Below are 23,672 nucleotides of genomic sequence, written 5' to 3' on the forward strand. Positions count from 1 at the left end.
CGGGCTTTGTCCCGCCGTTTTTTTGCTCAAAAGCCGTCTACCTCACGGTGCACGTGTCACGCGATCCCGGTCACATAGTTTGTCCTGTTCTCGAAAGAGAGGGAGAATTGCCTCATTCTGTGTTGATCGGTTTTAGGCCAAAATCTGGCTGCGTAAGTAGGCGATGAATACGTCTTCTAACCCGTAATTCCACATAGACATCACATAAAAAGTAACATTTATCACGTATTTATGTGATGAAAATCTGTGGAGCAATCGGCGTCGTTTATCACGCATAATACCCAATTATATCAGATAATTACGCATTAACGGCCTTTGCTATATCCGTAAAACATCATTCTCAATCCCAGTGGTAACAGTCTTTTTGTGACGAAATTATCATTGATGAAGTTATTTATAACAGTATAGTTGTTACGAATCGGGTGCTCAAATCGGAGATGGACGATGGAGCGTGACGCTATCTGGGTTGGTACAAGCTGGAAGATGAACAAGGGGCCTGGGGCATCTGTCGCGGCCGCGAACGAGCTTGCACGGATGTCTTTCCCGGCAGCTATCCAGCCGTTCGTCATCCCACCATTTACGTCTCTAAAGGATGTCTGTGACAGGCTCTCAGGAAGCCGTGTGGCAGTAGGTGCACAGAACATGCACTGGCAGGACGAGGGCGCGTGGACCGGAGAAATTTCTCCGACAATGATTTCGGAATGTGGTGCGGAACTGGTGGAAATCGGTCACTCAGAACGCCGGACTTATTTCGGAGAAACGGATCAAACCGTCAATCTCAAGGTTCATGCGGCTCTGCGACATGGATTAAGGCCACTCGTCTGTATCGGCGATACGGCCGATGAATATTCTTATAACGTAACAAATGAAACTTTGGCACGCCAATTGAAGATCGCTCTTCATGGGGTGTCTGAAGACGATGTTCCACAGGTTCTCATTGCATATGAACCTGTCTGGGCCATTGGTGCGTCAGGGCGCCCTGCAGATGCGGCTTTTGTTGAGAGAACGCATAATCATCTGCGTAAGATCCTGATTAACATCGCCGGATCCAGTGCAGGTTCTGCCGTCAAACTCCTCTATGGCGGAAGTGTCACACAGGACAATGCAGCAGGCTATGTCGCGCTACCCAATGTGAATGGTGTTTTCGTTGGGCGGGCTGCCTGGAATGTTGAGCATTTTCAAGCGTTGGCTGAGGGAGTCATCGCATGATGCCCCAAGTAACCTTTGAAACGCGCTCGGCCTCTGCGCGCCGCCAGAACATCCTAGACTATGTTCGGGATCGTGGTGGCGCACAGATTGACGAGTTGGCCGGACGTTTTGTCACCAGCCGCATGACCATTCACCGTGATCTTCAGGTCCTTTCGGAACGCGGAGTTTTGCGCCGTGTGCATGGGGGGGTGACTACGCCTCCAAAAGCATTTTCGGAGGGCAGTATTTCCCAGCGGAGCCATCGTGCGATGGAGGCCAAGCAGGCCATCGCGGCTGTGGCCGTAGGCCTTGTTGAAGAAGGTGAAATCATTGCGCTGGATGATTCAACAACATCCCGCGTTCTGGCTGAGCGTCTGACGGACAGTGCGTCTCTCACAGTTGTCACGAACAGCATGGGCACTGCGAGCCTGTTCACCAGCAAGCCCAATGTGAATCTTCTGCTGCTTGGCGGTCGCTATAACATGGATTTTGACGCGTTCTTCGGAACACTGTGTGAGCAGGCCGCGGCATCGCTGCGCGTCAACACGCTGTTCCTGTCCGTCGCGGCAATCCGCGGGATGACGGCGTACCATCAGGAGCAGGATATCATCAAAGCCAAGCAGGCCTTGATGAATATTTCCGATCGCAAAATCCTGCTCGTGGACAGTACGAAATTTGGTGTCATCACGCTCAATCGGTTTTCCGATCTAACGGAATTCGATGTGGTGATCACGGATTCAGGTCTCGAAAAAGACCTGGAAGACACGCTCCGCAACGCGGGGATCAATCTGAAAATTGCGGAAATCTCCACCGTCAGGGCGAGCGGATCAAGCACCTCCCCTGAATGTAACCCATAAAGACGGAGAAAATCATGCGTATTGCGATTGGAGGCGATCGGGCCGGAGAAGGTCTTGCAGGCCTCATTGCTGCACATCTTCGCGCCACAACACCGCATACGGTTGTTGATATGTCCCATCCTGAAGATGATCATCCTGAGCTCTATTCGGAGCTAAGTGAGCGGGTCGGTCTCGCGATCACGCACGGGGATTTTGATCGGGGAATCCTGTGCTGCGGAACAGGAATTGGCGTTTGCATTTCCGCCAATAAAATTCCGGGAATTCGGGCTGCGCTAACGCACGACACCTATTCTGCAGAACGTGCTGCCCTTTCAAACGATGCCCAGATCATCACCATGGGGGCACGCGTCATCGGGCCGGAACTGGCCAAAAGCATTGTGGATGCCTGGTTGGCGCATAGCTTTGACCCGTCTGGGCCGTCCGCAGGCAACGTTGCGGGCATTGAAGAATTGAGCCGGAAATATTCCGAGCATCATCTGCAGACATCCAACTGCTGAAAATACTTCCCCTGTTTCCGATCTGATACCGGAACGGGTTATCTGGAAAGACGACAAACATGAAAAAAGCTCTTTTCCTTGGTGCTGTTCTGGCCGCAACGCCACTTGCTGCACAGGCCGCTGACACCAGCACGCCGCTGCGCTTTGTTCTGATTCCGAAAGTTGTGCATCCGTGGTTTGATAAGCTCAATACCGGTGCTCGCGCCGCAGCAGACATGATCACCAAAACCACGGGACAGAAAATCGAAATCGAATACCGTGCGCCGCAAACAGCTGATGTCTCTTCCCAGAACGACATCATCGAAAGAGCGATTGCTACTCACCCTGACGGACTTATTCTTGATCTGCTGGACGAGAAGGGAAATCGCGCGACGATGGATGAAGCCATCGAGCAGAAAATTCCCATGACCGTTTTCGACTCTCTTCCTCCGGAGGGTATGAATATTACGGCAGTGGGCGCCGATTTCTGTGAGCAGGGAACGATTGCGGCCGAACGGCTTGCCACACTGATTGGCAAAAAAGGTGAAGTGGCCATCATGATGGGTGTGCCAACAGCGCCTAACCACACCTTACGTGCAGAGTGTGAAAAGAAGGTCTTTGCAAAATACCCGGATATCAAAGTTGTCGCGACCGGGATCGACAACGACAGCATCGAGACAGGTCAGAAACAGGCCTCTGCCATCATGCAGGCGCACCCCAATCTCGTGGGATGGGTTGCCTGTGATGCATCTGGTCCTGTGGGCATCGGACAGGCCATTCGGGAAAGCGGGAAGGCAGGTAAAGTCCAGGAAGTCGGCCTCGATAACCTGAACGATATGCTTCAGCTTATTCGGGATGGGGTTGCAGAATCAACAGCGTCCAGTCGTCCGGAAATGCAGGGCTACTGGGCTGTTGTCTCGGCATGGCAGAGCGCGATGGGGCAGAAAACGCCCAAATACATCGATACGGGCATCGACGTCATCACCAAGAAAACCCTCTGAGCCTGGCTCTGAGGCAGGAGTAACGATCATGGCGGTTCTCCAGGTTGAAGCTGTCCGTAAAAGCTATCCCGGTGTGGTCGCGCTCGATCATGTCGATCTGATGCTTGAGCCGGGCAAAATCCATATCCTGGCCGGAGAAAATGGTGCGGGTAAATCAACGTTGATCAAGACCCTGACAGGTCTTGTCACGCCTGACGAAGGAAAGGTCCTGATCGAGGGGCAGGATGCTTTGGCAGATCATAGCCTTTTCTCCCGTATTGCTTACGTACCGCAGGAACTGAATCTGTTTCCGTCCATGACGGTTGCTGAAAACATGTTCATGCCGTTCCATCGTTCGGGATTTGGTCATCTGACAATTTCCCGGAAGGCCATGGAAGCGGAGGCAGCCCGTTTTATCGAGCGCTTTGGGATTCATGCCCGACCGGGACAGACCGTCAGTCGCATCAGCGTATCAGATCAGCAGTTGCTTCAGATTGCGCGTGCGGCCTGCCGGAATGAGTTCAAGGTTTTGATCCTGGATGAACCGACATCTTCCCTCACGGCGAACGAGACGGAACATCTTTTCCGCATCATCACCACGTTGCGGGACAGTGGCTGTGCAATTGTTTTTGTCTCGCACAAAATGGAAGAAATTTTCAGTCTGGGAGATACCGTGACTGTTCTGCGCAATGGTCGCAGTGTCGGTACGTACCCGATGGATGGCATGACGGAAGATCAGCTTATCCGTCTGATGTCTGGCAGTTCTGTTCAGCTTGAAGAGAAATTCCAGCCGCGGGGTGCCATTGATGATTCTGATATTCTTCTGAGTGTGGAAGGCCTGACGGGACCGGGCTTTTCAGATGTCTCTTTTCAGCTCCGTCGTGGTGAAATTCTTGGTTTTGCGGGGCTGGTGGGGGCTGGTCGTTCGGAAGTGATGCAGACCATGTTCGGGTATCATTCCGCAAAATCCGGCCGCTGTATATTTAACGGTAAAGAAATGCCTCGCGGCAGAACAGATCGGGCCGTGGCTATGGGCATGGTCTATCTTTCCGAAGAACGGAAACATCACGGTATTTTTCCGCTTCTGAGCGTGCGCGAAAACATCAGCCTTTCCGTTCTGGAAAAGATGAAGCGCGGTGGCATTATTTCTTCCGGAAAGGAGAAATCAATCGTTTCTGAAACGATTCAGAAATTTGATGTGCGAACATCCTCCGTCGGCAAGAAAATTGTCTTCCTGTCCGGTGGAAACCAGCAGAAAGCCATTATCGGCCGTGCCATGGCCCGTCGTCCTCGCATCCTGATTTTCGATGAGCCCACCAAGGGTATCGATATCGGCACGAAATTCCAGATTTACCGCATCATGCAACAGCTCGCGGAAGAGGGTGTCGGCATCATCCTCGTTTCTTCTGAAATGACTGAATTGCAGCGCTGCGCAACGCGAATCATCACCATGTACGGCGGTCGGACCACCGGGTCGTTCGACCAGGCTACCACTGACGTCAATACGCTTGTGGGCGCGATCATCGGCGCCACGGAGACCCGTCATGTCGCTTGAAACCACGCTCCCTGGAGCAACTCCCACGCCGCCAAAGGCGTCTTCCATTCGTGCGCTTATAGCCAGAATGGTCGCCAATCCGCTGGGTGGCGTCATTGGTGCGATGATCCTGATTTTCGGGATTTCGTGTCTGTTGTCGCCGCACTTCCTGACATCATTCAACATGATCATCATCGCGCGTGCGCTCGCGTTCATCGGTCTGGTCACCATTGGGCAGGCCGTCTTGATGATCCTTGGCGAGCTTGACCTGTCCGTTGGTGCGATTGGTGGCCTCGCTGGCGTCGTTGGCGGAATGCTGATGGTGCAGGTCGGTCTGAATCCCTGGCTCTCTCTCGCTCTGTGTCTGCTGATGGGGGCTGGATGTGGCTTGTTGAATGGCCTGCTGATTACTCAGCTTCGTCTGCATTCTCTGGTGCTGACCATCGGTATGGCGGGCGTCTATGGCGGTGCCAATCTGGTGGCGACACGCGGCGTCGCCATTACCGGAGTGCCGTATGAAATCAGCTTCCTTGGTAGAGGTCTTGTCTTCGGCGTCCCGGTTCCATTTCTGGTGCTGCTGGTCTGTCTGACGGTTGTTGCATTCGTCATGATGCGTACGCCTGTCGGGCGGTACATTTACGCCATCGGGAGCAACCCGCAGGCTGCAAGAATGCTCGGTATTCGCGTTAATGCCATTCGGATGGGCGCGTTCGCTCTCGCTGGTTTCCTGTCTGCTCTGGCTGGCATTCTCATGGTCGCGCGTCTCGGAACAGCACAGCCATCCATCGGTGACACATGGGTTCTGTCTCCGATTGCGGCAGCCGTCATTGGTGGTGTTGCAACAACGGGTGGCCTGGGAAGCCCGGTTGGCGCTGTTTTGGGGGCCGTGATCATCGGGATTATTGAAGACATCATCGTCCTCTTCGGCATCTCGCCGTACTGGCAGTCCGTTGTGAGCGGCGGCATCGTTGTGCTCGCCATCTCTCTGGACTCCCTCGCCCGTCATTACCTCAACCGCGACGCGTCCTGACCGTCAGCAGCTTTTCATCCTGATAAAGGAGAGACTCACATGACCAAGATCTGTGGCGATGCTTCCGAATTCGCAGCCTCGGCCCTGCATGGATACAGCATGGTGCATCGAGACCTTGTCAAAATGGTCCGAGGTGGTGTTGTGCGCGCTAAACCGGGTTCAAAAGGCAAGGTGGCTGTCGTTGTGGGGGGAGGATCAGGGCACTATCCGGCATTCATCGGATATGTGGGAACTGGTTTTGCAGACGCGGCCATTGCTGGAGATATCTTTGCGTCTCCCTCAACGCAGGCCATTCAAAGTGTCGTCCGTCAGGCAGATCTCGGAGGAGGCATTCTTCTGGGCTTTGGCAATTATGCTGGAGATGTTCTGAACTTCGGTATCGCCGCCGACAGGTTGCGGGCAGAGGGATATGACGTTCGCATTCTTGCAACCATGGATGACGTGGCCAGTGCAACAGAAAACGAGAGGGAACGTCGGCGCGGTATTGCGGGTGATCTGACAATTTTCAAGATTGTGGGCGCCGCTGCGGAAGAAGGGCTGGATCTGGACGCTGTCGAACAGATTGGTCACCGCGTAAACCGTCAGACACGAACATTCGGCGTTGCTTTCGAGGGTTGCACACTGCCGGGCGAGGCAGACAAGCTGTTTCACGTACCGAATGCCCGTATGGCGCTTGGGCTTGGTGTGCATGGGGAGCCGGGGATCGGGGAGGAGAGTATTCCGACACCGCAGGTCCTGGCACAGATTTTGCTGGAAAAAGTCCTAAGCGAACTGCCTGCCGGGGCATCCCGGCGTGTGGCTCTGACTCTCAACGGGTTGGGAAGCACGAAACAGGAGGAGCTGTTTGTTCTGTGGGAAGCACTGGCGCCCCTGTTGGAAAAAGCAGGTCTGACGGCTGTGGCCCCTTTGGTTGGAGAATATGTCACCAGTCTTGATATGGCAGGCTGTTCACTGACCTTGACCTGGCTTGATGAAGAACTGGAGCGCCTCTGGTGCGCTCCGGTTGATACGGCGGCGTTGCGCCATGGCCTGATTGAAGAAGTAGGTACAACCTTCGAGGACGCGCCAGCCGAGACCAGCGTGACATATATGAAATCGTCCACAGCAGAAGGGCGGCGAGGCGGTCAGTGCGTCTCGGGAGTTATGAGCACCCTGGCCGAGGCTCTTGCAGCGGCAGAAACTGAGCTGGGCCATATTGATGCGGTGGCGGGAGATGGAGATCATGGTCAGGGAATGGCCCGTGGTTCGGCTGCTGCCAAAGCCGCGGCCGCCAGAGCCGTGACTTCAGGGGCTGGGCCTGCAACCACGCTTTCAGCGGCGGCAGATGCCTGGGCAGATCGTGCTGGCGGAACGTCTGGCGCTTTGTGGGGCGAGGGCCTGAGAGCGTTCAGTCTGGCGCTGGATGACAATGTGCTTCCCTCTTCAACACAGCTTGCTCAGGGAGTAAGGCAGGCAATGGAGCGCATCATGTCTCTTGGGAAAGCCAAGCCTGGGGACAAAACCCTCATTGATGCTCTCGTGCCATTTGTGGAAATGCTTGAGCAGGAGCTTTCAGGTGGTGCGGCTCTGCCCGTGGCATGGTCTAAGGCCGCCAATGCCTCACAAGCCGCTGCCGAGGCTACGAAAGATCTTCTCCCTCGCATGGGGCGCGCTAGAACCCATGGTGAAAGAAGCAAGGGTCACCCTGATGCGGGAGCTCTTTCTCTCGCGCTTTGTGTCGGTGTGGTGGGAAAGGAACTGCAGACTCAGCTTCTTGAAGGTGAGCAAAAACGCACAGTTTCTTTGGGAGAGTAAGGGAAAAACGGGGGCTTTCTGAGAGAAACGCGCCAGGCGACGCCTTGTCTTGAGAACTCCTGACCTGGCAGAAGTGAAAGGTCAGGAGCTTTCTTACCAAAAGCTCCTGATCCTTTTAACGGCTTAGCCGAAAGAAAGCTGGAGCGCTGAATCGTTCTGGCTCTCCAGAAGATATGGCCCTGCGTTCAGAACCTGAACTTCCAGCATCCCGATCGCATCAGCATTCCGGTTTCCCAGAGACACCAGAGCATTGCCATTCGTCCAACGGGCTTCACCGTTGGTTTCAGCGTACCAGCCTGCGTCCTCGGATGCAGAAAGATGGGACGTGATGGAATGGCAAATTGTGCTGTCCCAGAGTTTGATTTGCCCAACCAGAACGCCGAGATTGCGACGGTCATCAACAAATGGACCAATAACATCTGCTGGGCGACTGCTTCTTGAAACCAGACGAACCGATGTGACGCCCGGCTGGATCTGGAACAGAACCGATCCCTGCATTGTCCGTGATGGATAAATCACGGTGTTGTCCGTCGTGACCAAATGCAGATCATGGTCATCAGTTTGTTCTGCGGGACGCGATGCTTCGCCGATATCCAGCTTGATCGCACGCTCCAGAAGCGCCGTATAAAGCGGTTCGACCTGCTCGCGGTTTACACCGAGCGGCGCCGCAGCATCAGACACCCATGTCTGATTGTTCAGGCGAACAACATCTCCGGTCTGTTCGAACGAAGTGCGGTTTCCCGTGTCCAGATAGCTTTCAGCTTCTGCTCCATCGGCGATGAGAACGCCGTGTGTTTCGAGTTCCACATGGAATATTTCGAAAAAGCTCTCGGACTTATCTGTTGTGATGGAGCGACCATTGACCAGCATCCGCGCCGGAACCATCAGATTATTCAGATGCAGGCAGTGCTCCGAGGTAACACGCAGGTCCTTGTGTGGGACGTTGTCGGCGAGTGCGTTGGCCTTGATGCAGACGGGCCATTTGTCAGGGTCTGCACTGGCTTTGACGTCCACAAAACGACGGCCCACCCAGCGGATTGGTTCTGGCTGAAGTTTGCCGTTTCGTTTAACCATAACCAGATCGCCAATCTGCAAGGTTTCAACGGCCTTTTCACCGTCTGGCGTTAAAATCATGGTGTTGGACAGATAGCAGACCGTAACCCGGATGCCGCCGCTATCGTACTGACCCGAAGACGCTGAGACGTCGAACTTATGACCATCATAGGCAGTCGTATCCAGGCCCACGGACTGTACAAGCTTACCTGCTGAATAAACATTCAAGGTCGAGCCACTGACACTGGCTGACATGCTGGAACCAGCCTTGAAGTCTGCAAATGTCAGTAGAGAGCCAGAGGTAATGTCCAGACCGCTGATAATGGCGCCTGAATGAACTGTATAAATTCCACCGGAAGACACCGTGGCGCTAATGGACGACGCACCAGCCTGTACGGAGAATTCTCCGCCATTGGCAACAGTCGTATAATAGTCCTTGGATGGGCCGTAGCTGTTACCGAATTCCTGGGCAAAGCCACCAGAGGAAACGGTGACGTTACTGAGCACACCGCCTCGGTTATTGATTTCAGCGCCGGAAAAAACCGTGACGCCTGTGACTGTCGCTCCAGAATAGGTGTAGAGCCGAGCGCCATTGGCAGCATATTTCGCGCCGCCAGAACTCAGTACGATGCCCGATGCGCTTCCACTTTTGACATTAACAACGCCGCCTGAAGAAACAGCGATACTGCTTGCTTTCCCGCCACCTGAGACATTCAGTGTGCCGCCACCCCGGACAACGAAACCGCTTTGTGTCGTACCGCTAACGGTCGTGGAGCTTCCTGAACTGACTGTCGTTGTCATGTGATTCCTATGCTTCTTCGTCGACGCTGAATGCGAATGGTTTGTTTTAAGTAAACTAATGGTATGATTTCAGGTGGTTTTTGTAAAATGGAAATACTGATTTTCATGATTTTCTATGGCCGAAAGACCAAAAAGAAAACATTAACTTTCTAAAAAGTCCTGATCTTTTCAGGGGGAATACTTTTTGAAAAAAAATGCATTCTAGAGGACGGCGTTAATCGGAATTTTCATATTGGATTCCGAATATGAGATGGCGCGAGGCCAGAAAAGCGCTCTGATATTTTCAAATCATGGAGGGCCTGCGGTAGCATAGTCTTTTCTGGAAATGCCTCCCTCCCGGCGAACGTGAGATTTCCATTTGAGATATGGAGAGACTGATGATCTCGATAACGTCATGTCCCGAGCTCTTTGCTTAGAACAGAAACCCTAAGAAAGTGTTGATTGGAAGAAGCATTGGCGAATGGAATTGAAGAGGAATTTCCGGAAGCGAGAGCTTCACTGTAAGAGAATTTTCCTATCGTTGATTTTGGCATCAGGGGCCTGTCTGTAATCTCATGAGTGTTTCTTCCGTCCCCGTGCGGCGGCGTACGCAGGCTGATCGTAGCGCCTCGACGCGAGCCAAGGTTGTGCAAGCGGCCGTCAATCTACTTCAGACGCAGGGCTATGCCGCGACAACAATACAGCGCATCGCAAAGGCGGCAGGTGTCAGTCTTGGGGCGTTGCAGCACCACTTCCCCACAAAATCGCTGATTATGGCCACGGTTTTGCGTCATTATGCTCTTAAGCGCGCGCGCCTCTACAGGCAGGCCATCAGCAACAAGGAAACACCTGAGCAGCGTGTTGATGCCATGCTGGATACGATGTGGGCACTCGTGACCGCCGGGCCGGAATTTATTGCGACGGTGGAAATAGAGCTGGCAAGGCGAAGCGATCCGGATCTGGAAGAAGTGACGGCTCCGGTTCTTGCCCGCATTGACCAGTTTATGACGCGGTGGCTGTCCGGTAAGCGGGGTGTGGCGCCCAGTCAGGAGTTTATTGATCTGCGACTTCTGAATGCTGCGCTTTTGCGCGGGTTAGCAGTTGAAACGGCACGAGGCATTCCGCTGGAGGATCTCTATCGCTCCTTTGAAGTCTGGCGCAGATTTGCTCGTGAAGAATTCCTTCGGATTGCCTTGAAAACTCCCTGATTGAGAGGGCTGGGAACGTCCCGCACGGACAGGGTCGAATCATTCCGATACGCAAATAATTTATCTTGACGTGCAACAAACAAGTAGGTTGTATTGCTTTTATAAGAATTTGAATGGGAGCGTTGAGAGACCTCCCGCCAGCACAACAGGGTCAGACATGACAATGCCGCCTCTTACTGCTTTGCAGGTTTCTCCCGCCGAAATGGCCGAACGCCATAAGAAAGTCCGGGAAAAAATGGAGGCAGCCGGCCATGCGGCGTATGTCTCTTTTGATCCCGACAACATCTATTACCTGACAAATTTCGCTAATTTCGTTCATGAACGTCCATTTGTACTGGTTCTGACTGCCTCTGACGCGACGTTCATTGTTCCCAGGCTTGAGATCCCGCATGTGGAGCGGCACAAGGTCGGTGCCCTGACACTTGCGGAGTATGCCGAATTCCCAGCCCCTGCTGGAGCGCGATGGTCTGATCGTCTGGCGAGCATTCTGCCGGCGCAGGGCACAATCGGTATTGAGGCTGCCTGTCCGGCTTATTTGCAGGCAGCGATCGGACCTCGGTGCCAGATCCTGAATATCGTCGATGACGTCCGGCAGATTAAGTCTGCCCATGAGATTTCACGTATCGCGTGGACAAGTGACGTGATGACCAAGGCGCTTGCCATGATGATGGGCAAGGTCAAGCCAGGTGTGATGGTGGCTCAGGCCATTTCAGACGTGACACCCTATTTTTACCACCGCTGCCTGACGGAAGCACCGGCTTATAATGTCATGTCCAGCAAGGCTGCCGGTCTCATCCAGCCGCCCGCCTATACAGACGATCCGCATAATTTTTCATGCCTGACCGCACCTTGTGAACCAGGAGGCCCGTTCATGGGGCTTATTGCGGGGCGCATCAACGGATATGGCGCGGAAATTGAGCGAACGTTCTTTCTGGATCATGTCCCCGAAGACGCGAAACGCCCCTTCGATACCATGATGGAAATGCGCCACAAAGCGTACGGTATGCTCAAACCGGGTGCGATTGGTTCCGAAATTGATGCGGCCTGCCAGGCTATTGCGCATCGCGCGGGCTATGACACGCCGCTGCACCGAACCGGCCACAGTTTCGGCGTTACCAGTCATGAAGCTCCGTTCCTTGCTTTGGGTGAAGATAACGTCATTCAGCCGGGTATGATTTTCAGTGTTGAGCCGGGAATTTATATCAAAGGGCAGGGTGGATACCGGCATTCGGATACAGTTCTGATCACTGAATCCGGATACGAAATACTGACAAAATATCCCGATGAAAAAGAAAATCTCATCGTTCGTTAGGCCTGAGGCACACGCTGATTTTTCCTGACGAAGTTTGTTTTTTCATTCTCCCTTGTGTCGGGAACGCTATCGATGACTATTTCAGAACGGCTGGAGCAGCTTCCGTTTTCCCGCTTTCATTACAAGCTCCTTCTGGTGGGAGGAGCAGGGTACTGCTTTGACGGGCTTGATGGAGCCATTCTGGCATTCGTTATGCCTGCTATTCAGCATTTATGGGGCCTGCCCCTGTCACAGCTGGGGCTATTGGGCAGCTCCGCGTTTTTGGGATATTTCATTGGTGCGCTGTGTGCCGGTTTGGTTGCAGACAGATGGGGCCGCCGATCTGTCATGATGTGGGCTTTGGCCTGCTATTGTCTGGGATCTTTGGCTTCGGCCTTCTGTACAAACTGGCACAGCTTTATTCTGACACGGATGATCGCGGGTCTTGGGACTGGCGCTGAATCCGCCATTATCGCTCCATATCTTTCAGAATTTGTGCCGCGCCGTTATCGCGGAGCCTTTACTGGTGCTCTGGCCGGCTTTTTCTCGTTTGGCTTCGTTGCTGCGGCTCTGCTGGGATACGCCCTGATCCCGGGATCAGCGGACGGGTGGCGTTGGGCGCTGGCTCTGACAGCCTGTCCGGTGATTTTGCTCCTTTGGTGGCGCAGATCTCTGCCAGAATCTCCCCGCTGGCTTCAGATCGTCGGGCGGGGACAGGAAGCTCATGCTGTTCTCAGTGGCATCGAAAGAGAACTAGGGCGCCCATCTGTGGCTTATGAGGCAGAAAGCGCGCCATCATCACCATGCACGCGTATGTCCAAGAAATTCACGCAGCTTTTGTCGGCACCCATGCGCAAGGTCACCGTCATGAGCTGGCTTCTCTGGATGTCCATTACGTTCAGCTATTATGCGTTCTTTTCCTGGCTGCCTACGCTTCTGATCGCTCGGGGTTTTACCATTGCGCATAGTTTTGGCTTTTCAATCGCAATCTACGTGGCACAAATCCCCGGGTATTTCAGCGCTGTTTATTTCAACGAAGCGTGGGGACGAAAAGCGACCATTGTGGGTTATCTAGCTGCCGCGATGGTCAGCGCTCTTGGTCTGGGGATGGCGAGTTCTTCGACCGCAGTTCTCGTATCCGGCCTTCTGCTCTCCTTCTTCATGAATGGAACGTATGCCGGGGTTTACGCCTACACTCCTGAGATTTTCCCAACGTCTCTCCGCGCGACGGGCATGGGAACAGCATCGGCACTTGGTCGAGTAGGAGCGATTGCTGCCCCGCTCTTGATTGGTGCCGCATATCCCAAAGTAGGCTTTGCAGGAGTGTTTGGTCTGACCGCCGTCATTTTGTTCGGTGGCGCGCTCAGTATCCTCCTGTTCGGGCCGTCCACCAAAAACCGTTCTCTGGAGGCGATTACTGGAGATTACGGCGTGTAAGTCACGTCTGCCTCCACACGTCCCTCTCCACCAAGTTCGCTCATGCGAGTGCATGAAACACGCCACCTTCATAACCGGAGATATTCCGGGGAGACCTGAAATGTTCCGATATAACAATTATTTTCTTCTGTGCGGCACCGCTCTTGCCATGACGCTTTCTGTCTGTACGGAAACATCTGTCGCGGCCCCAATCACAAAGGGCGCAGTTCACAAACATGCGCCTCACCCCAAAGCTGGGGCAACTGCACAAAAGCCTGTGTTGTCTCCCGTTCAGCATAATCGACAGGCCATGCAATCTTCGCAGCCTGAGACGATTATGGTGCGGCAGACGAGAAACGTGTTTGGGCAGGCGGCGCGACAGAAGCAGGGCATTTCAGTCACTCATATCGATGCCGCGGATCTTGCAAGGCATCAGGTGACGGACGTTAAAGGCCTGATGAACCTTGCGCCCAATCTCACAGTGCAGCCTCAAGGTGCGAGTTCCAGTGTCAATTTTACATTGCGTGGGGTGGGGCTAAACGATTTTACCTCCAACAATACGCCATCCGTCATGACCTATGTGGATGGCGTAGCTTTGCCTATTGGATATATGGCAGGCGCTGCGATGTTTGATATGGCGGGTGTGGATGTCAGCAACGGGCCATCCGGTTACACGCACGGACAAACCGTGACGGCTGGTGAGATCAACGTTCAAACGGCGGACCCGACGAAGGCGCTTCACTATGGTGCGTCGGAAGATATTGCGACCTATAATCGTAGCATTACCAACCTCTATGTTTCCGGCCCCATCACCTCCAACGTGCAATACCGGATTGCTGGTTTTACTCAGCAGGGGGGAGGCTTTCAGAAAAACATCAACACAGGCCAGACTTTGGGAAATGCCAACAAAGGTGGTTTGCGCGCGAAGGTTGCCTGGCAGCCTGACGATAAGACGAACATCGTTTTGAGTGGGAACTGGATGCAGGATAATTCCCAGGCTACTGGCGTTTATAATATTCAGGACCTATCGAGAAATACGCCAGCTTACAGCAATAACAGAGATACCTCGTGGGGCTTTCGCCCAGAATTTCTCAAGTTGTCAGGCAATGAGGGACAGACCAAACCATCTTATAACAACACCTTCTGGGGGGCAGGCGTTAATATCACCCGGAACCTGGGGTTTGCGAACCTGACGACTATCAGCGCATTCCAGCAGATGTACGTTCATAATCTCATGGATCTGGATGGCACGCGCTATGCAATCTATGACGTGGACGTCAACACGAACGCCAATATGTTCTCTCAGGAGGTCAAGTTAGCATCACGTAACCCGCAGTCACGCCTTCAGTGGACGGTGGGGATGTATTATGACCGCACGCAAATGCGTTCTTCCATTTTCAATGATTATTCCCAGTCCGGGTCCCGGCCTTATGTGCAGCGGACGAGCTATAATCAGGATCAGCAGGCGTTCAGTCAGTATGGCCATTTGCGCTTTGCTCTTACCAAGCGGCTGCATCTTCAGGCGGGCCTGACGCATGAATCCGATGACCGTACGCTCTATAATATGCGGACTATGCGGTATAACACTCCGGCGTATCCAACGCCTTTTGACAACCGGTATGGCCGACATGGTGCTCTGACCAATCAGTTTTCCGGAATGGGTGGCATTGAATATCAGGCGTTCAATAATCTGATGTTTTATGGATCAATTCGGAAAGGGTTCAAGCCGGGCGGGTTCACAGCCAACAATACGGTTGTTGAATCGCAGCTTAATCCAACAAAGCCGGAATCCCTTCTGGCGTATGAAATCGGCTTCAAGTCCGATTATCTGCATCACAAGCTTCGTATCAATGGTGATGCATTCTGGTACGATTATCATAATCAGCAGATGATCGGTTTGGCCGTTATCCCGCGTTATGGCGTGGTAGGCCAGTACGTCAATATTCCCAAGAGCCGTATCTGGGGCGTCGAGATGGAGATTGATGCCAACCCGATCCCGGGGTTGGTTCTGCACCAACATATTGGATACGAGCGCGGGAATTATAAGGATTTCAACGCTATCGACTCAACGGCTGTCGCTCTCGCGTACATCAAGACGGGCGTGCTGAGCGCGCAGTACAAGAATTTCAATAACGTCGATATGGGAATTCCGAAGCTGACGCTTGAGGGCTCTGCGTCTTACAAGGTGAAGCTCGGTGAGGCATGGGGGCTTACGCCCTATGTCGATTACAGTTACCGCGGATCCCAGTTAAATATTCCCGGGAACAATCTTTACCGGCTGCCAGCTTATTTCCTGCTGGACGCCGGTTTGACGTTCGCGCCTAAGAGCGGAAAATGGTCCGTCTCAGCCTACGCAAACAATCTGCTGAACCGACATTACGACGTAACGCGGGACACGGGTTTGAATGGTATTTTCGGCGTTCCAGGAACGCCACGCATGGTTGGTGGTCGCCTGAAAGTAGACTTCTGATCACGGCAGGCAGGTTCGACAAATTGACGCCCTTTCCTGAACAAGGGCGTCAAGATTTTAAATCTTTCTGGTGACCCGTTTTATGTAATCGCTTGGGGAGTATCCGGTGCTTTTCTTAAAAGCCGCAGCGAAAGCACCCAGACTCTCATAGCCTACCGCGGCAGCTACGCAGGTGACCCTCTCGCCACGCGCCAGTTTTTCCTGCGCGCTGAGAATGCGGAGTTTCTGGCGCCAGACTGAAAATGACATTCCCGTATCAGCGGTAAAATGGCGCACGAAAGAGCGTAAGGACATTCCGGCAAACTTTGCCCAGTCCTGCTGTTCTCGCACATCAGCCGGGTCACTGCTCAGAGCTTCGGTGACCAGCTTTAGCCTGACGTCTTTCGGGGCAGGCAATGTGACGGAACTGCAAGGGATGGAAAGCAGTTCATCCCAAAAGCTTTCAGCCAGGCGCGTTGTACGGTCATCCCATTTTTCATCAGTAATAACAGATGTCAGGCGCTCGGCTTGAGCCATTATCAAGCGCGTACTGTCTGCGACAAAAGGCCTGACGGGAAGGGATGCGCACCTATCCTCCCTGACATACAGGCTCCATCCAGAAATTGATCCATGAGAGCGAGCGTCGTGATTTGTCTTCGGTGGGACCCAGAGAAATTGTCCCGGGCCGATCAGCCAGTAAGCCCCTTCAGTTTTGACGACCATAATCCCGTGTTCCATCAGAATAATCTGGCCGGTTTTATGGATGTGAAGGTCAGTTACACGTCGCTGAGGTTGGCTGATCTGTCCTGCCGATAGCCACGGGATGTCGGTGTCTGTGGAAAGCGCTCTTGGTATAGGAGAAGATATTTTGGCGTACATGAGTCGAAATATGACCTATTTTCGAGAGAGCGCCATGTTTTTCTCCGATATTACTTCTGAAGATGTTCGGAAAATTAAAGGAGGCTTTATGCCCTTAGAAAAACACGAGCGTACAATCCGCCAGATGTTTGCCACTTTTACGGATTTTACGTCAGACATCAGTGGACTCTCCAATTTCATGACGACGGACTATCGACAGTTCGTCGATGGACAGGAGATGACACTCGATGATTTTCGCACCCATACCATGGCTTTACGCAGTAGCCTCCGAGAACTGGATATCAGTATCCAATATCTCATCTGTGACGGTGACAGCGCGGCTACGGTGCATTTCGCGCGCGCTACACGTCATTCCGGCGAGCATAGCCTGATCAAGGTTATTGCGTTCTACCGGTTTCGAGGCGCCCGTATCTGTCTCGTGGATGAACTGACGCACGTCATTGAAGGTCATTACGAAGATAAGGCATTGGGATCGCTGCAGTAATAGATTGCCTTGATGGCTTTGTATGAAGCACATAAGGGCAAAGAGACAAATGAGCTGAGCCGCTTTCAAATCGATTGCAAAATCAGAGTGAAGGCGGCTCAGCTGGAAAATAATTCCCCAATTAAAACCAAGTTTGAGTCAGTAAGTGTTCTGAGGGGAGACGGTGTGAAATCCGTAAGTTTTATACTCCGTGCGAACGGTATTGTTCTCGACATGAACCATCATGTAGCCCTCAGGTGTTCCAAGATGTAGTCCGTGCCACCAATTTCCGCTGACAGCGCCGCCAGTGATGAACTGGATGCCGTTATGTTCCACCTGTTCCAGAACGTGAGTATGGCCTTGGAAAACAGCCAAAACGTTATGTCCAGAAAGTAAGGCGAGAATTTCTCGTGTATTCACCGTGCTCAGCGCCTGGTGCTTGAAAAGAGACGGGCTTTCGTCAGCATAGGTGTAAAATGCGGTCACCATGGGAATATGCGTCGAAATAATAATCGGTGCTGTTGCGGGGACGTTCTGAAGATAGGCTTTCAACCAGCTTACTTGCCGTGCGTCAAAGCGCCCCTCGTAATCGCGATCTGGCGTGATTGTCACGGAATCCAGAACGATGAAATGAACACCTTTATGCTCAAACGCATAATAGGTTTCGCCAAAAGCCTTACGGAAAAAATTCTTTCCGAATTCAGTGTTCTGCGTTGAAGCCCCGCTCTTGGCATAGACCCCAAAGCAGTCGTGATTGCCGACGGTATGGTAAACCTTTTTGCCAAGTTCCTGCTCAGTCATTTCATACAGATCAAGCAGTTTATGTGCGCGAGGAAGAGAAACTTCCATTGCGTCATAAACGTGATCTCCACCCTGCAGGACAAAATCTGCTTGTTCTTTGGAGGCTGCCCGAAAGGCCATCTGGCAGCCTTTCATGGCATCCAGTTCTGGCTGGAGATGCGTGTCCGTTATGAACAGGAATGAAAAAGGCTCATGCGGGATGGCTGGCGTGCTTTGTCCAAAAGCGCCCTTGACCAGAGTGGTGGACAGCAAGGCACCTCCGGCTCCCAGAATGCCGCGACGTGATAGTGATGGCATGAGAATTTTCCTTGGCTGATCAGAAGAAATGTTTGCTCAGGGTGAAAAAGACCTGCCGTGGAGCACCGGCCTGGAGCGTCTGATAGGCTCCGGTTGGATCACTGTTCTTGAAGCCGGTGGTGCCAATGCTGGAAATGTATCCCTTGTCGAAAAGGTTCACGACGTTGACCTGTGCTTCCAGCCCCTTGAGAATTCCCGGGCGATGGAAACGATAACCGGCTGACAGGTTGAACAGCACACGGCCTGGCAGGGGAGAGTCGTTCAGGAACGTGTAGAAACGTCGGCTCATATATTGGCCACCGAACTGGCCCCAGATGGTCCCGTCGTCATAAGCGAGCTTGAAATTTCCGATGTTGCGTGGGGCAGCCACGACCTGCTTGCCCGAAATGCGCAGAATGGACCCATCAGAGCTTTTGATATTATCGTTGTAATGCGCGTCGTTATAGGACCAGGCGCCGTAGAGAGACCAGTTCCGGAAAAAGCGCCAGGTTGCTGCAGCTTCTACGCCGCGAGATGTTACGCTTCCCACGTTTTCAAGCACATTCTGGTTGCCCACAATGACAGAGCTCATGGAGGAGGCGAGAAGTCTATTTTCGAAATCGACGTAATAGCCTGTCAGAGACGCCTGCACACTGTCGTTATGGAAACGGTAGCCAAGCTCTTCTGTATTCGTTGTTTCAGGTTTCAGCTTGTTGTGGATGTAGGAAAATCCTGCCTGTGTCGTCGAAAATGGCCCGGTTGAAGCTGACGCCGTATAGGCAGACATGTTGCGTGCGAAATCAGCAAAGATTTCATGATGGCGATTAAAGCGATACAGAACGCCAACCTGAGGCAGAAATCCATTAGATGCGGAAATGGAGGCATTAATCGGATTTGCGCTTTGGGCCGTTGTTACAGAACTACTCGACACCAAAGATTTGAAGCCAGCATTTACCCTGAGCTTAGGTGTGATTGACCAGCTGTCTTCCAGGTGGAACTGATAAACATGCGTGCGGAATGTATATTGCCACTGCACGGCAAACGGATTTTCATAAAAGCGCTGAATATTTGACGGGGTTACCCCTTCCTGAAGTGGATAGAGCTTTGCAGCCTGACTGAAAAGATTGTTTTCAAACCAGAAGCCGGCTTCGATTTTATGGTTCCAGCGCTGATACGCGAGACTGGTCAGAACGCCTTCACGTTGCATTCGATATTCTGTTGTCGAAACAGAAAGCGGCGACCCTCCAAGACTGGCAGGCGTGGGATCGTACGGATCAGACCACGTGCCCGGTCCCCGATCATAATGACCATAAACTGTCGTGGAGCCTGTTAGATGCGGGAGTATGTGATAATCGAATTTTTCGTAGCCCACCATGTCCTGGCGAACGCCGCCTCCACGATAATATGTATCGTCTGGAGACGTGTATGGAGAGGGCAGAGTTTGTCCTGCCTGGTAAGCACGGGCAATCTGCTCAGCCAGCTTATAGTTGTTGCTGATATCGTCATGATTATAGCCAAACCGCTTGATCAGGCTGGTGGAAAGATCAAGATAATCGTCCTCGCGACGGTCATCAAAGTCCAGATAAGTGGTGGCTTTGACTGCATCGCCCAGAGGCTGAATATATTTGAAGTTGAGCTGCTGTTGCTTTTGTTGTCCCCAGCCTTTCCACTTGTCCGCATACTGATAATCGTAACTGGCGTAGAATTTTCCTCCGCCCGGTAAAATGCCACTGTTGAGCCGCACAAATCCACGCCACGTGTTCGAGCTTCCCACGGTTCCGGAAACATCCAGTCCATAATGATCTGTTGGATCAATGGACGAAAACTGGATCGTGCCGCCAAGATTACTGGTTGAGGCTGTACCCAAGCCACCGGTGCCTTGGGCAAGGGTGACGGGCCCGTTATTTTCTGTTTCCAGTGCGCGCCCAATGGCTAGGCCATTGTTGTTACGGTACTGCATGTTTCCGAGTGGAATTCCGTCCAAGGTATAGCCGAGCTGATCGGTAAAAAACCCACGAACGGTAATCTGCTGAGCCCACTCATAAGCCCCTAGAGGGTCGGAAGACTGGAAATTGACGCCAGGCAACTCGGAAAGCACGGCTAGGGGAGAGGTCCCCGGTGCAGCTTTGTGCAACTCACTTCGTGAGAGCGTCTGAACCTGTCTGGATTGCCCAGTACCAAGAACGACCATAGCCTCTTCACGGGTGGGGGCAGACTTTTCGGCTACGGGGCGCGGAGTTTTTTTTGGTAACGCACCACCTGTTTTGACGGTGATGGCGCCGCTGACATCTCGGGAAACAAGCAAGCCACTATTTTGTGTGAGTCGCCGTAATGCCTCATCAAACGTGTATTTTCCGTTTAATGCGGGAGCTGTACGTGATCCCAGTGCTGCCTCTGAAAACAGGATATCCTGATGGCTGATACGGGAAAGCTCTGCCAAGGCAGAGGAAAGTGATTGCGAACCAATATGCAGTTCCAGCGAGGAGGGAGTAGCTGAAAAAGCTGAATCTGGCAGGCTTGCGAAAATCGTCGCGGCCAGCGTGGCCTGTCGGAAGGACGGTCTGAGGCGAAGCATGAATGAGTCTCCGAAGCATAAAGCCGCAATGGGTGTCTGCTTCGTTGACGAATGGGATGCGTATCCCCTCAGTGGAAAATGATCGTTGTCATTAAAGCTTAACGATCGTGATGGTCTTCTCAAAACTGGCGCGAATGGGCAGAAAATTTTCAAGCAGGCGCGCAAAGGTTTCGTTCTGCCCAAAATGATAAAACCCTGAAATTCGCAGATTTGCAGCAGAAGGACTGATCTCCAGCTTTCTGGTGGAATAGCGGTTCATTTCATCCGCAACCTCCCTTAACGGCGTATCTCGAAATGCCAGCCGTCCACTCCGCCAGGCGAGTACATCTTCCAAAGATGGACGATCAATTAGCAACCTATTATCCGGCAAAATCGTAGCGCGTTCGCCCGCCTTGAGTATTTGCGATCCGGCCATATCCGGATGTGCCAGAGCTGCTGCTCCGTTTAAAACCGTAATGGTGTTTTTAAGGGAGGACTTCGACAGATTGAACGTCCCTGAAATCAGCCCAATGTTCCACTGATCAAGGTTTATCGTGTTACGGGCTTCACAGTTTTTGAGGTTAACTTCGACCTGCCCATACAACAGATCCAGAGTGTTTTTTTCGCTGTGAATGGCAACGGAACTGTCACTATCCAGCAGAATTGTCATTGCAGGTGAAACGGACAATCTAATTTGTTGACCGGTTCTGGTTGCTCGTATCGTCGCTTCTGCCGGGGCTGGAAGAAGAGCAAATGAGCCAACAGCCATCGCGATAGCGCCAGCCAGCATTTTGCGGCGGCTGAAGCGATATGCGGCGATAGTGAGTGGTGTTTCCCCAGAGTGCGAAGCGATTTTCCCGGATGCACGCCAAATAGAAGAAACAAGCTCGTACGCCTGCGCGTTGGCTGTATGTTGATGATACCATACGGAAAAATTCTCGCGATCCTGCTCCGAACAATCGGGAGCATTCAAACGCGCAAACCAGAAAGCTGCCGTATCATGAGGAGTAGGCATAAATCTTAATCCAAAAGTCTTTTTGTCAGAAAGGCCAGAGCTTTGCTGATATGTTTTTCCACATTGCTGATTGAGCATCCGGAACGTTTTGCAATTTGTGGATAAGACAAGCCTTCGAGCCGATGAAGTAGGAATATCTCTCGTGTCCGCGGGTCGAGGTCTTTGATAGCGTCTTCCAATATGTCCAAGCGTTGTCGAGACATAACTGTTTCGACGGGCGTGGGGCCTGTGCAGGGAAGTTCTTTTATATCGTCGTCTTCAACGTAGGCAACGGGGCCATTTTGTTCTCGTCGATGACTATCATAGGCTGTATTTTGGGCTGTTTTTACAAGATAGGCTTCGACATTGCGGATGTTGGATGGTTTGAGCTCCAGAAGCTTTAGGAATGCAGATTGCAACAAATCTTCGGAATCTCTGCGTCCTGTCCGGCGCTGAATTTTGGATGAGAGAAGAGACCAGCATGACTGCGATTTGACCAGTTCCGTCATCGTGTATCACTGAGGCAAAAAGCGGAAAGGTCATTCCTGGATATGGAAAACACAGGCATTTCTTCCGTTCGTGGATCAATGCTCTGCCTGCTAATGGAACAGGATGTGTTTTTGAAAGGAATATCTTCTCCTTTCTTAAAACCTTCACAGAGTTACAAAGTAAGCCACGGTCATTATGTTGAAAGATTTTATTTTTAAGGCGCACTCGTGTGACGCTGTGAGCATGAAGAGAGCACAGAGTATTTTGAACTCAGAAGCTTCCGATACATACATTTTTGGTTTTCAAATGTACGACTAAAAAAACTTCGTAAAATTCTTAAGTCTCTTATTTAGAAGGGTTCGGGAGAAGGCGTATTTCAATGCGAAGATAATATTTTCATATTAAATTCCATACATAAAAAAATTGTTATAAAACAATAAGATATGCAAAAATTTATGTTTGATCGCGGCCTACAGAAATATTGTATGCTTCTGTGGCGCAAACTTCCCCGAAATTGTCTTCATTTGTATTGATTTTCAACGACCTTATCTGTTTGCAGAAATTTGCATATTGCCGCTAAAGGGCAGACAATCTGCGCCAAAGAGTGGAGGCTCATGGACAGAGGATATACTGACCTCGACGCCTTGGACCGTGCTGCAGGACAGAGAATAGAATCATGATTGAGCAATTTAATAAGAATGAAGTTTATAATAATAAAAACGTCGAAGCTGAGACAGTCCTGAAGCATCGGCTTTTTGGCATGGTTCTGGGGCTATTCTTGGCGCATGCCTATGTAGCGTTGGCTCTGTACTACACATATATTGACGATAAAAATCACTTCCACACAAGCTGGATGGCATTGTTCGGCTGTTTTGTTTCGTCGATGATTTTTCTGTACCATATTGGTATATCGAAAGCGATTTCTGAAAAAGAAAATGGGATTTACGGGCGGTACTTCGCTCCCTTTATGTCGTCTTCGCTTTGGGGTTTCGTTTTGGTTGCCATAACCGTCATAACGATTATCCAAGGCCAGGCTTGGTTTGCACCGTATGAATATCTTGCATGGCCTCTGGCATTTGCATCCATATTCGTTGGATATTTTATTGGTCCGGCGATGGACCGCTTTTTCGGTTTTATCCTGAAGTCGCTTAGAAAATAAT

19 protein-coding genes and 1 pseudogene are annotated in these 23,672 nt (G+C 52.0%); 13 read left to right on the top strand and 7 right to left on the bottom strand.

Annotation, left to right across the window (positions count from 1 at the left end):
* Positions 1-444: 444 nt before the first annotated feature.
* From KP705_RS08780 to KP705_RS08810, 7 genes are read left to right on the top strand one after another with little or no spacing between them, the layout of a single operon-like run.
* Complete coding sequence (locus KP705_RS08780; protein WP_046900497.1) at positions 445-1,209, top strand: triose-phosphate isomerase; 765 nt, start codon at positions 445-447, stop codon at positions 1,207-1,209.
* Positions 1,206-2,045, top strand: coding sequence for a DeoR/GlpR family DNA-binding transcription regulator (locus KP705_RS08785; RefSeq protein ID WP_046900498.1), 840 nt, complete (start codon positions 1,206-1,208; stop codon positions 2,043-2,045). Before KP705_RS08780 ends, KP705_RS08785 begins: the two co-directional genes overlap by 4 nt.
* 14 nt (positions 2,046-2,059) lie before the next feature.
* Positions 2,060-2,542, top strand: a complete 483-nt coding sequence (locus KP705_RS08790) for an RpiB/LacA/LacB family sugar-phosphate isomerase (RefSeq protein WP_046900499.1) — start codon at positions 2,060-2,062, stop codon at positions 2,540-2,542.
* A 59-nt stretch (positions 2,543-2,601) separates the two neighbouring features.
* Positions 2,602-3,522 carry a substrate-binding domain-containing protein gene (locus KP705_RS08795; protein ID WP_046900500.1) on the top strand — a complete coding sequence of 307 codons (921 nt, stop codon included), beginning with the start codon at positions 2,602-2,604 and terminating at the stop codon, positions 3,520-3,522.
* Between the two features lie 28 nt (positions 3,523-3,550).
* Positions 3,551-5,056, top strand: a complete 1,506-nt coding sequence (locus KP705_RS08800; protein WP_046900501.1) for a sugar ABC transporter ATP-binding protein — start codon at positions 3,551-3,553, stop codon at positions 5,054-5,056.
* A complete protein-coding gene (locus KP705_RS08805; RefSeq protein ID WP_046900502.1) occupies positions 5,046-6,065 on the top strand; it encodes an ABC transporter permease in 1,020 nt (339 codons plus the stop codon). Before KP705_RS08800 ends, KP705_RS08805 begins: the two co-directional genes overlap by 11 nt.
* Before the next feature lie 39 nt (positions 6,066-6,104).
* Complete coding sequence (locus tag KP705_RS08810; protein ID WP_215764320.1) at positions 6,105-7,859, top strand: dihydroxyacetone kinase family protein; 1,755 nt, start codon at positions 6,105-6,107, stop codon at positions 7,857-7,859.
* 123 nt (positions 7,860-7,982) lie between these two features.
* Here KP705_RS08810 and KP705_RS08815 read toward each other — a convergent pair whose 3' ends face one another.
* A complete protein-coding gene (locus tag KP705_RS08815; RefSeq protein WP_215764321.1) occupies positions 7,983-9,713 on the bottom strand; it encodes a Hint domain-containing protein in 1,731 nt (576 codons plus the stop codon).
* A 554-nt stretch (positions 9,714-10,267) separates the two neighbouring features.
* Here KP705_RS08815 and KP705_RS08820 point away from each other — a divergent pair.
* The 4 genes from KP705_RS08820 (at position 10,268) to KP705_RS08835 (ending at position 16,077) form a co-directional block, all read left to right on the top strand.
* Positions 10,268-10,900: a TetR/AcrR family transcriptional regulator gene (locus tag KP705_RS08820; RefSeq protein ID WP_046900504.1), complete on the top strand. Its 633-nt coding sequence runs from the start codon at positions 10,268-10,270 to the stop codon at positions 10,898-10,900.
* A gap of 157 nt (positions 10,901-11,057) precedes the next feature.
* On the top strand, positions 11,058-12,212 hold the full coding sequence (locus tag KP705_RS08825) for a Xaa-Pro peptidase family protein (protein WP_046900505.1): 1,155 nt from the start codon (positions 11,058-11,060) through the stop codon (positions 12,210-12,212).
* A gap of 72 nt (positions 12,213-12,284) precedes the next feature.
* Positions 12,285-13,628 carry an MFS transporter gene (locus KP705_RS08830; RefSeq protein ID WP_215764322.1) on the top strand — a complete coding sequence of 448 codons (1,344 nt, stop codon included), beginning with the start codon at positions 12,285-12,287 and terminating at the stop codon, positions 13,626-13,628.
* Positions 13,629-13,728: 100 nt separating this feature from the next.
* On the top strand, positions 13,729-16,077 hold the full coding sequence (locus tag KP705_RS08835; RefSeq protein WP_215764323.1) for a TonB-dependent receptor: 2,349 nt from the start codon (positions 13,729-13,731) through the stop codon (positions 16,075-16,077).
* Positions 16,078-16,134: 57 nt separating this feature from the next.
* Here the strand turns inward: KP705_RS08835 and KP705_RS20055 are convergent, their stop codons facing one another.
* Both KP705_RS20055 and KP705_RS20060 read right to left on the bottom strand, forming a co-directional pair.
* A complete protein-coding gene (locus tag KP705_RS20055) occupies positions 16,135-16,593 on the bottom strand; it encodes an AraC family transcriptional regulator (protein ID WP_235271780.1) in 459 nt (152 codons plus the stop codon).
* 72 nt (positions 16,594-16,665) lie between these two features.
* Positions 16,666-16,935, bottom strand: a pseudogene (locus KP705_RS20060) (AraC family ligand binding domain-containing protein); the annotation flags it as partial.
* Positions 16,936-17,023: 88 nt separating this feature from the next.
* Here KP705_RS20060 and KP705_RS08845 point away from each other — a divergent pair.
* Positions 17,024-17,419 carry a nuclear transport factor 2 family protein gene (locus KP705_RS08845; RefSeq protein ID WP_046900972.1) on the top strand — a complete coding sequence of 132 codons (396 nt, stop codon included), beginning with the start codon at positions 17,024-17,026 and terminating at the stop codon, positions 17,417-17,419.
* 138 nt (positions 17,420-17,557) lie between these two features.
* Here KP705_RS08845 and KP705_RS08850 read toward each other — a convergent pair whose 3' ends face one another.
* The 4 genes from KP705_RS08850 to KP705_RS08865 form a co-directional block, all read right to left on the bottom strand.
* Positions 17,558-18,496: a metallophosphoesterase gene (locus KP705_RS08850; RefSeq protein ID WP_046900509.1), complete on the bottom strand. Its 939-nt coding sequence runs from the start codon at positions 18,494-18,496 to the stop codon at positions 17,558-17,560.
* A gap of 19 nt (positions 18,497-18,515) precedes the next feature.
* Positions 18,516-21,050, bottom strand: coding sequence for a TonB-dependent receptor (locus KP705_RS08855; protein ID WP_215764324.1), 2,535 nt, complete (start codon positions 21,048-21,050; stop codon positions 18,516-18,518).
* 91 nt (positions 21,051-21,141) lie between these two features.
* On the bottom strand, positions 21,142-22,122 hold the full coding sequence (locus KP705_RS08860; protein WP_252348308.1) for a DUF4880 domain-containing protein: 981 nt from the start codon (positions 22,120-22,122) through the stop codon (positions 21,142-21,144).
* The gene (locus KP705_RS08865) at positions 22,050-22,532 is read right to left on the bottom strand and encodes an RNA polymerase sigma factor (protein WP_046900512.1); all 483 of its coding nucleotides are present in this window, start codon (positions 22,530-22,532) and stop codon (positions 22,050-22,052) included. Before KP705_RS08865 ends, KP705_RS08860 begins: the two co-directional genes overlap by 73 nt.
* A gap of 656 nt (positions 22,533-23,188) precedes the next feature.
* Here KP705_RS08865 and KP705_RS08870 point away from each other — a divergent pair.
* Entirely contained in the window at positions 23,189-23,671 is a 483-nt protein-coding gene (locus KP705_RS08870; RefSeq protein WP_099211446.1) for a hypothetical protein, read from the top strand.
* The last annotated feature ends 1 nt before the right edge of the window (position 23,672 follow it).

This window comes from Gluconobacter sp. P1D12_c (assembly GCF_018812105.1).
In the GTDB taxonomy this organism is placed as follows: domain Bacteria; phylum Pseudomonadota; class Alphaproteobacteria; order Acetobacterales; family Acetobacteraceae; genus Gluconobacter; species Gluconobacter oxydans_A.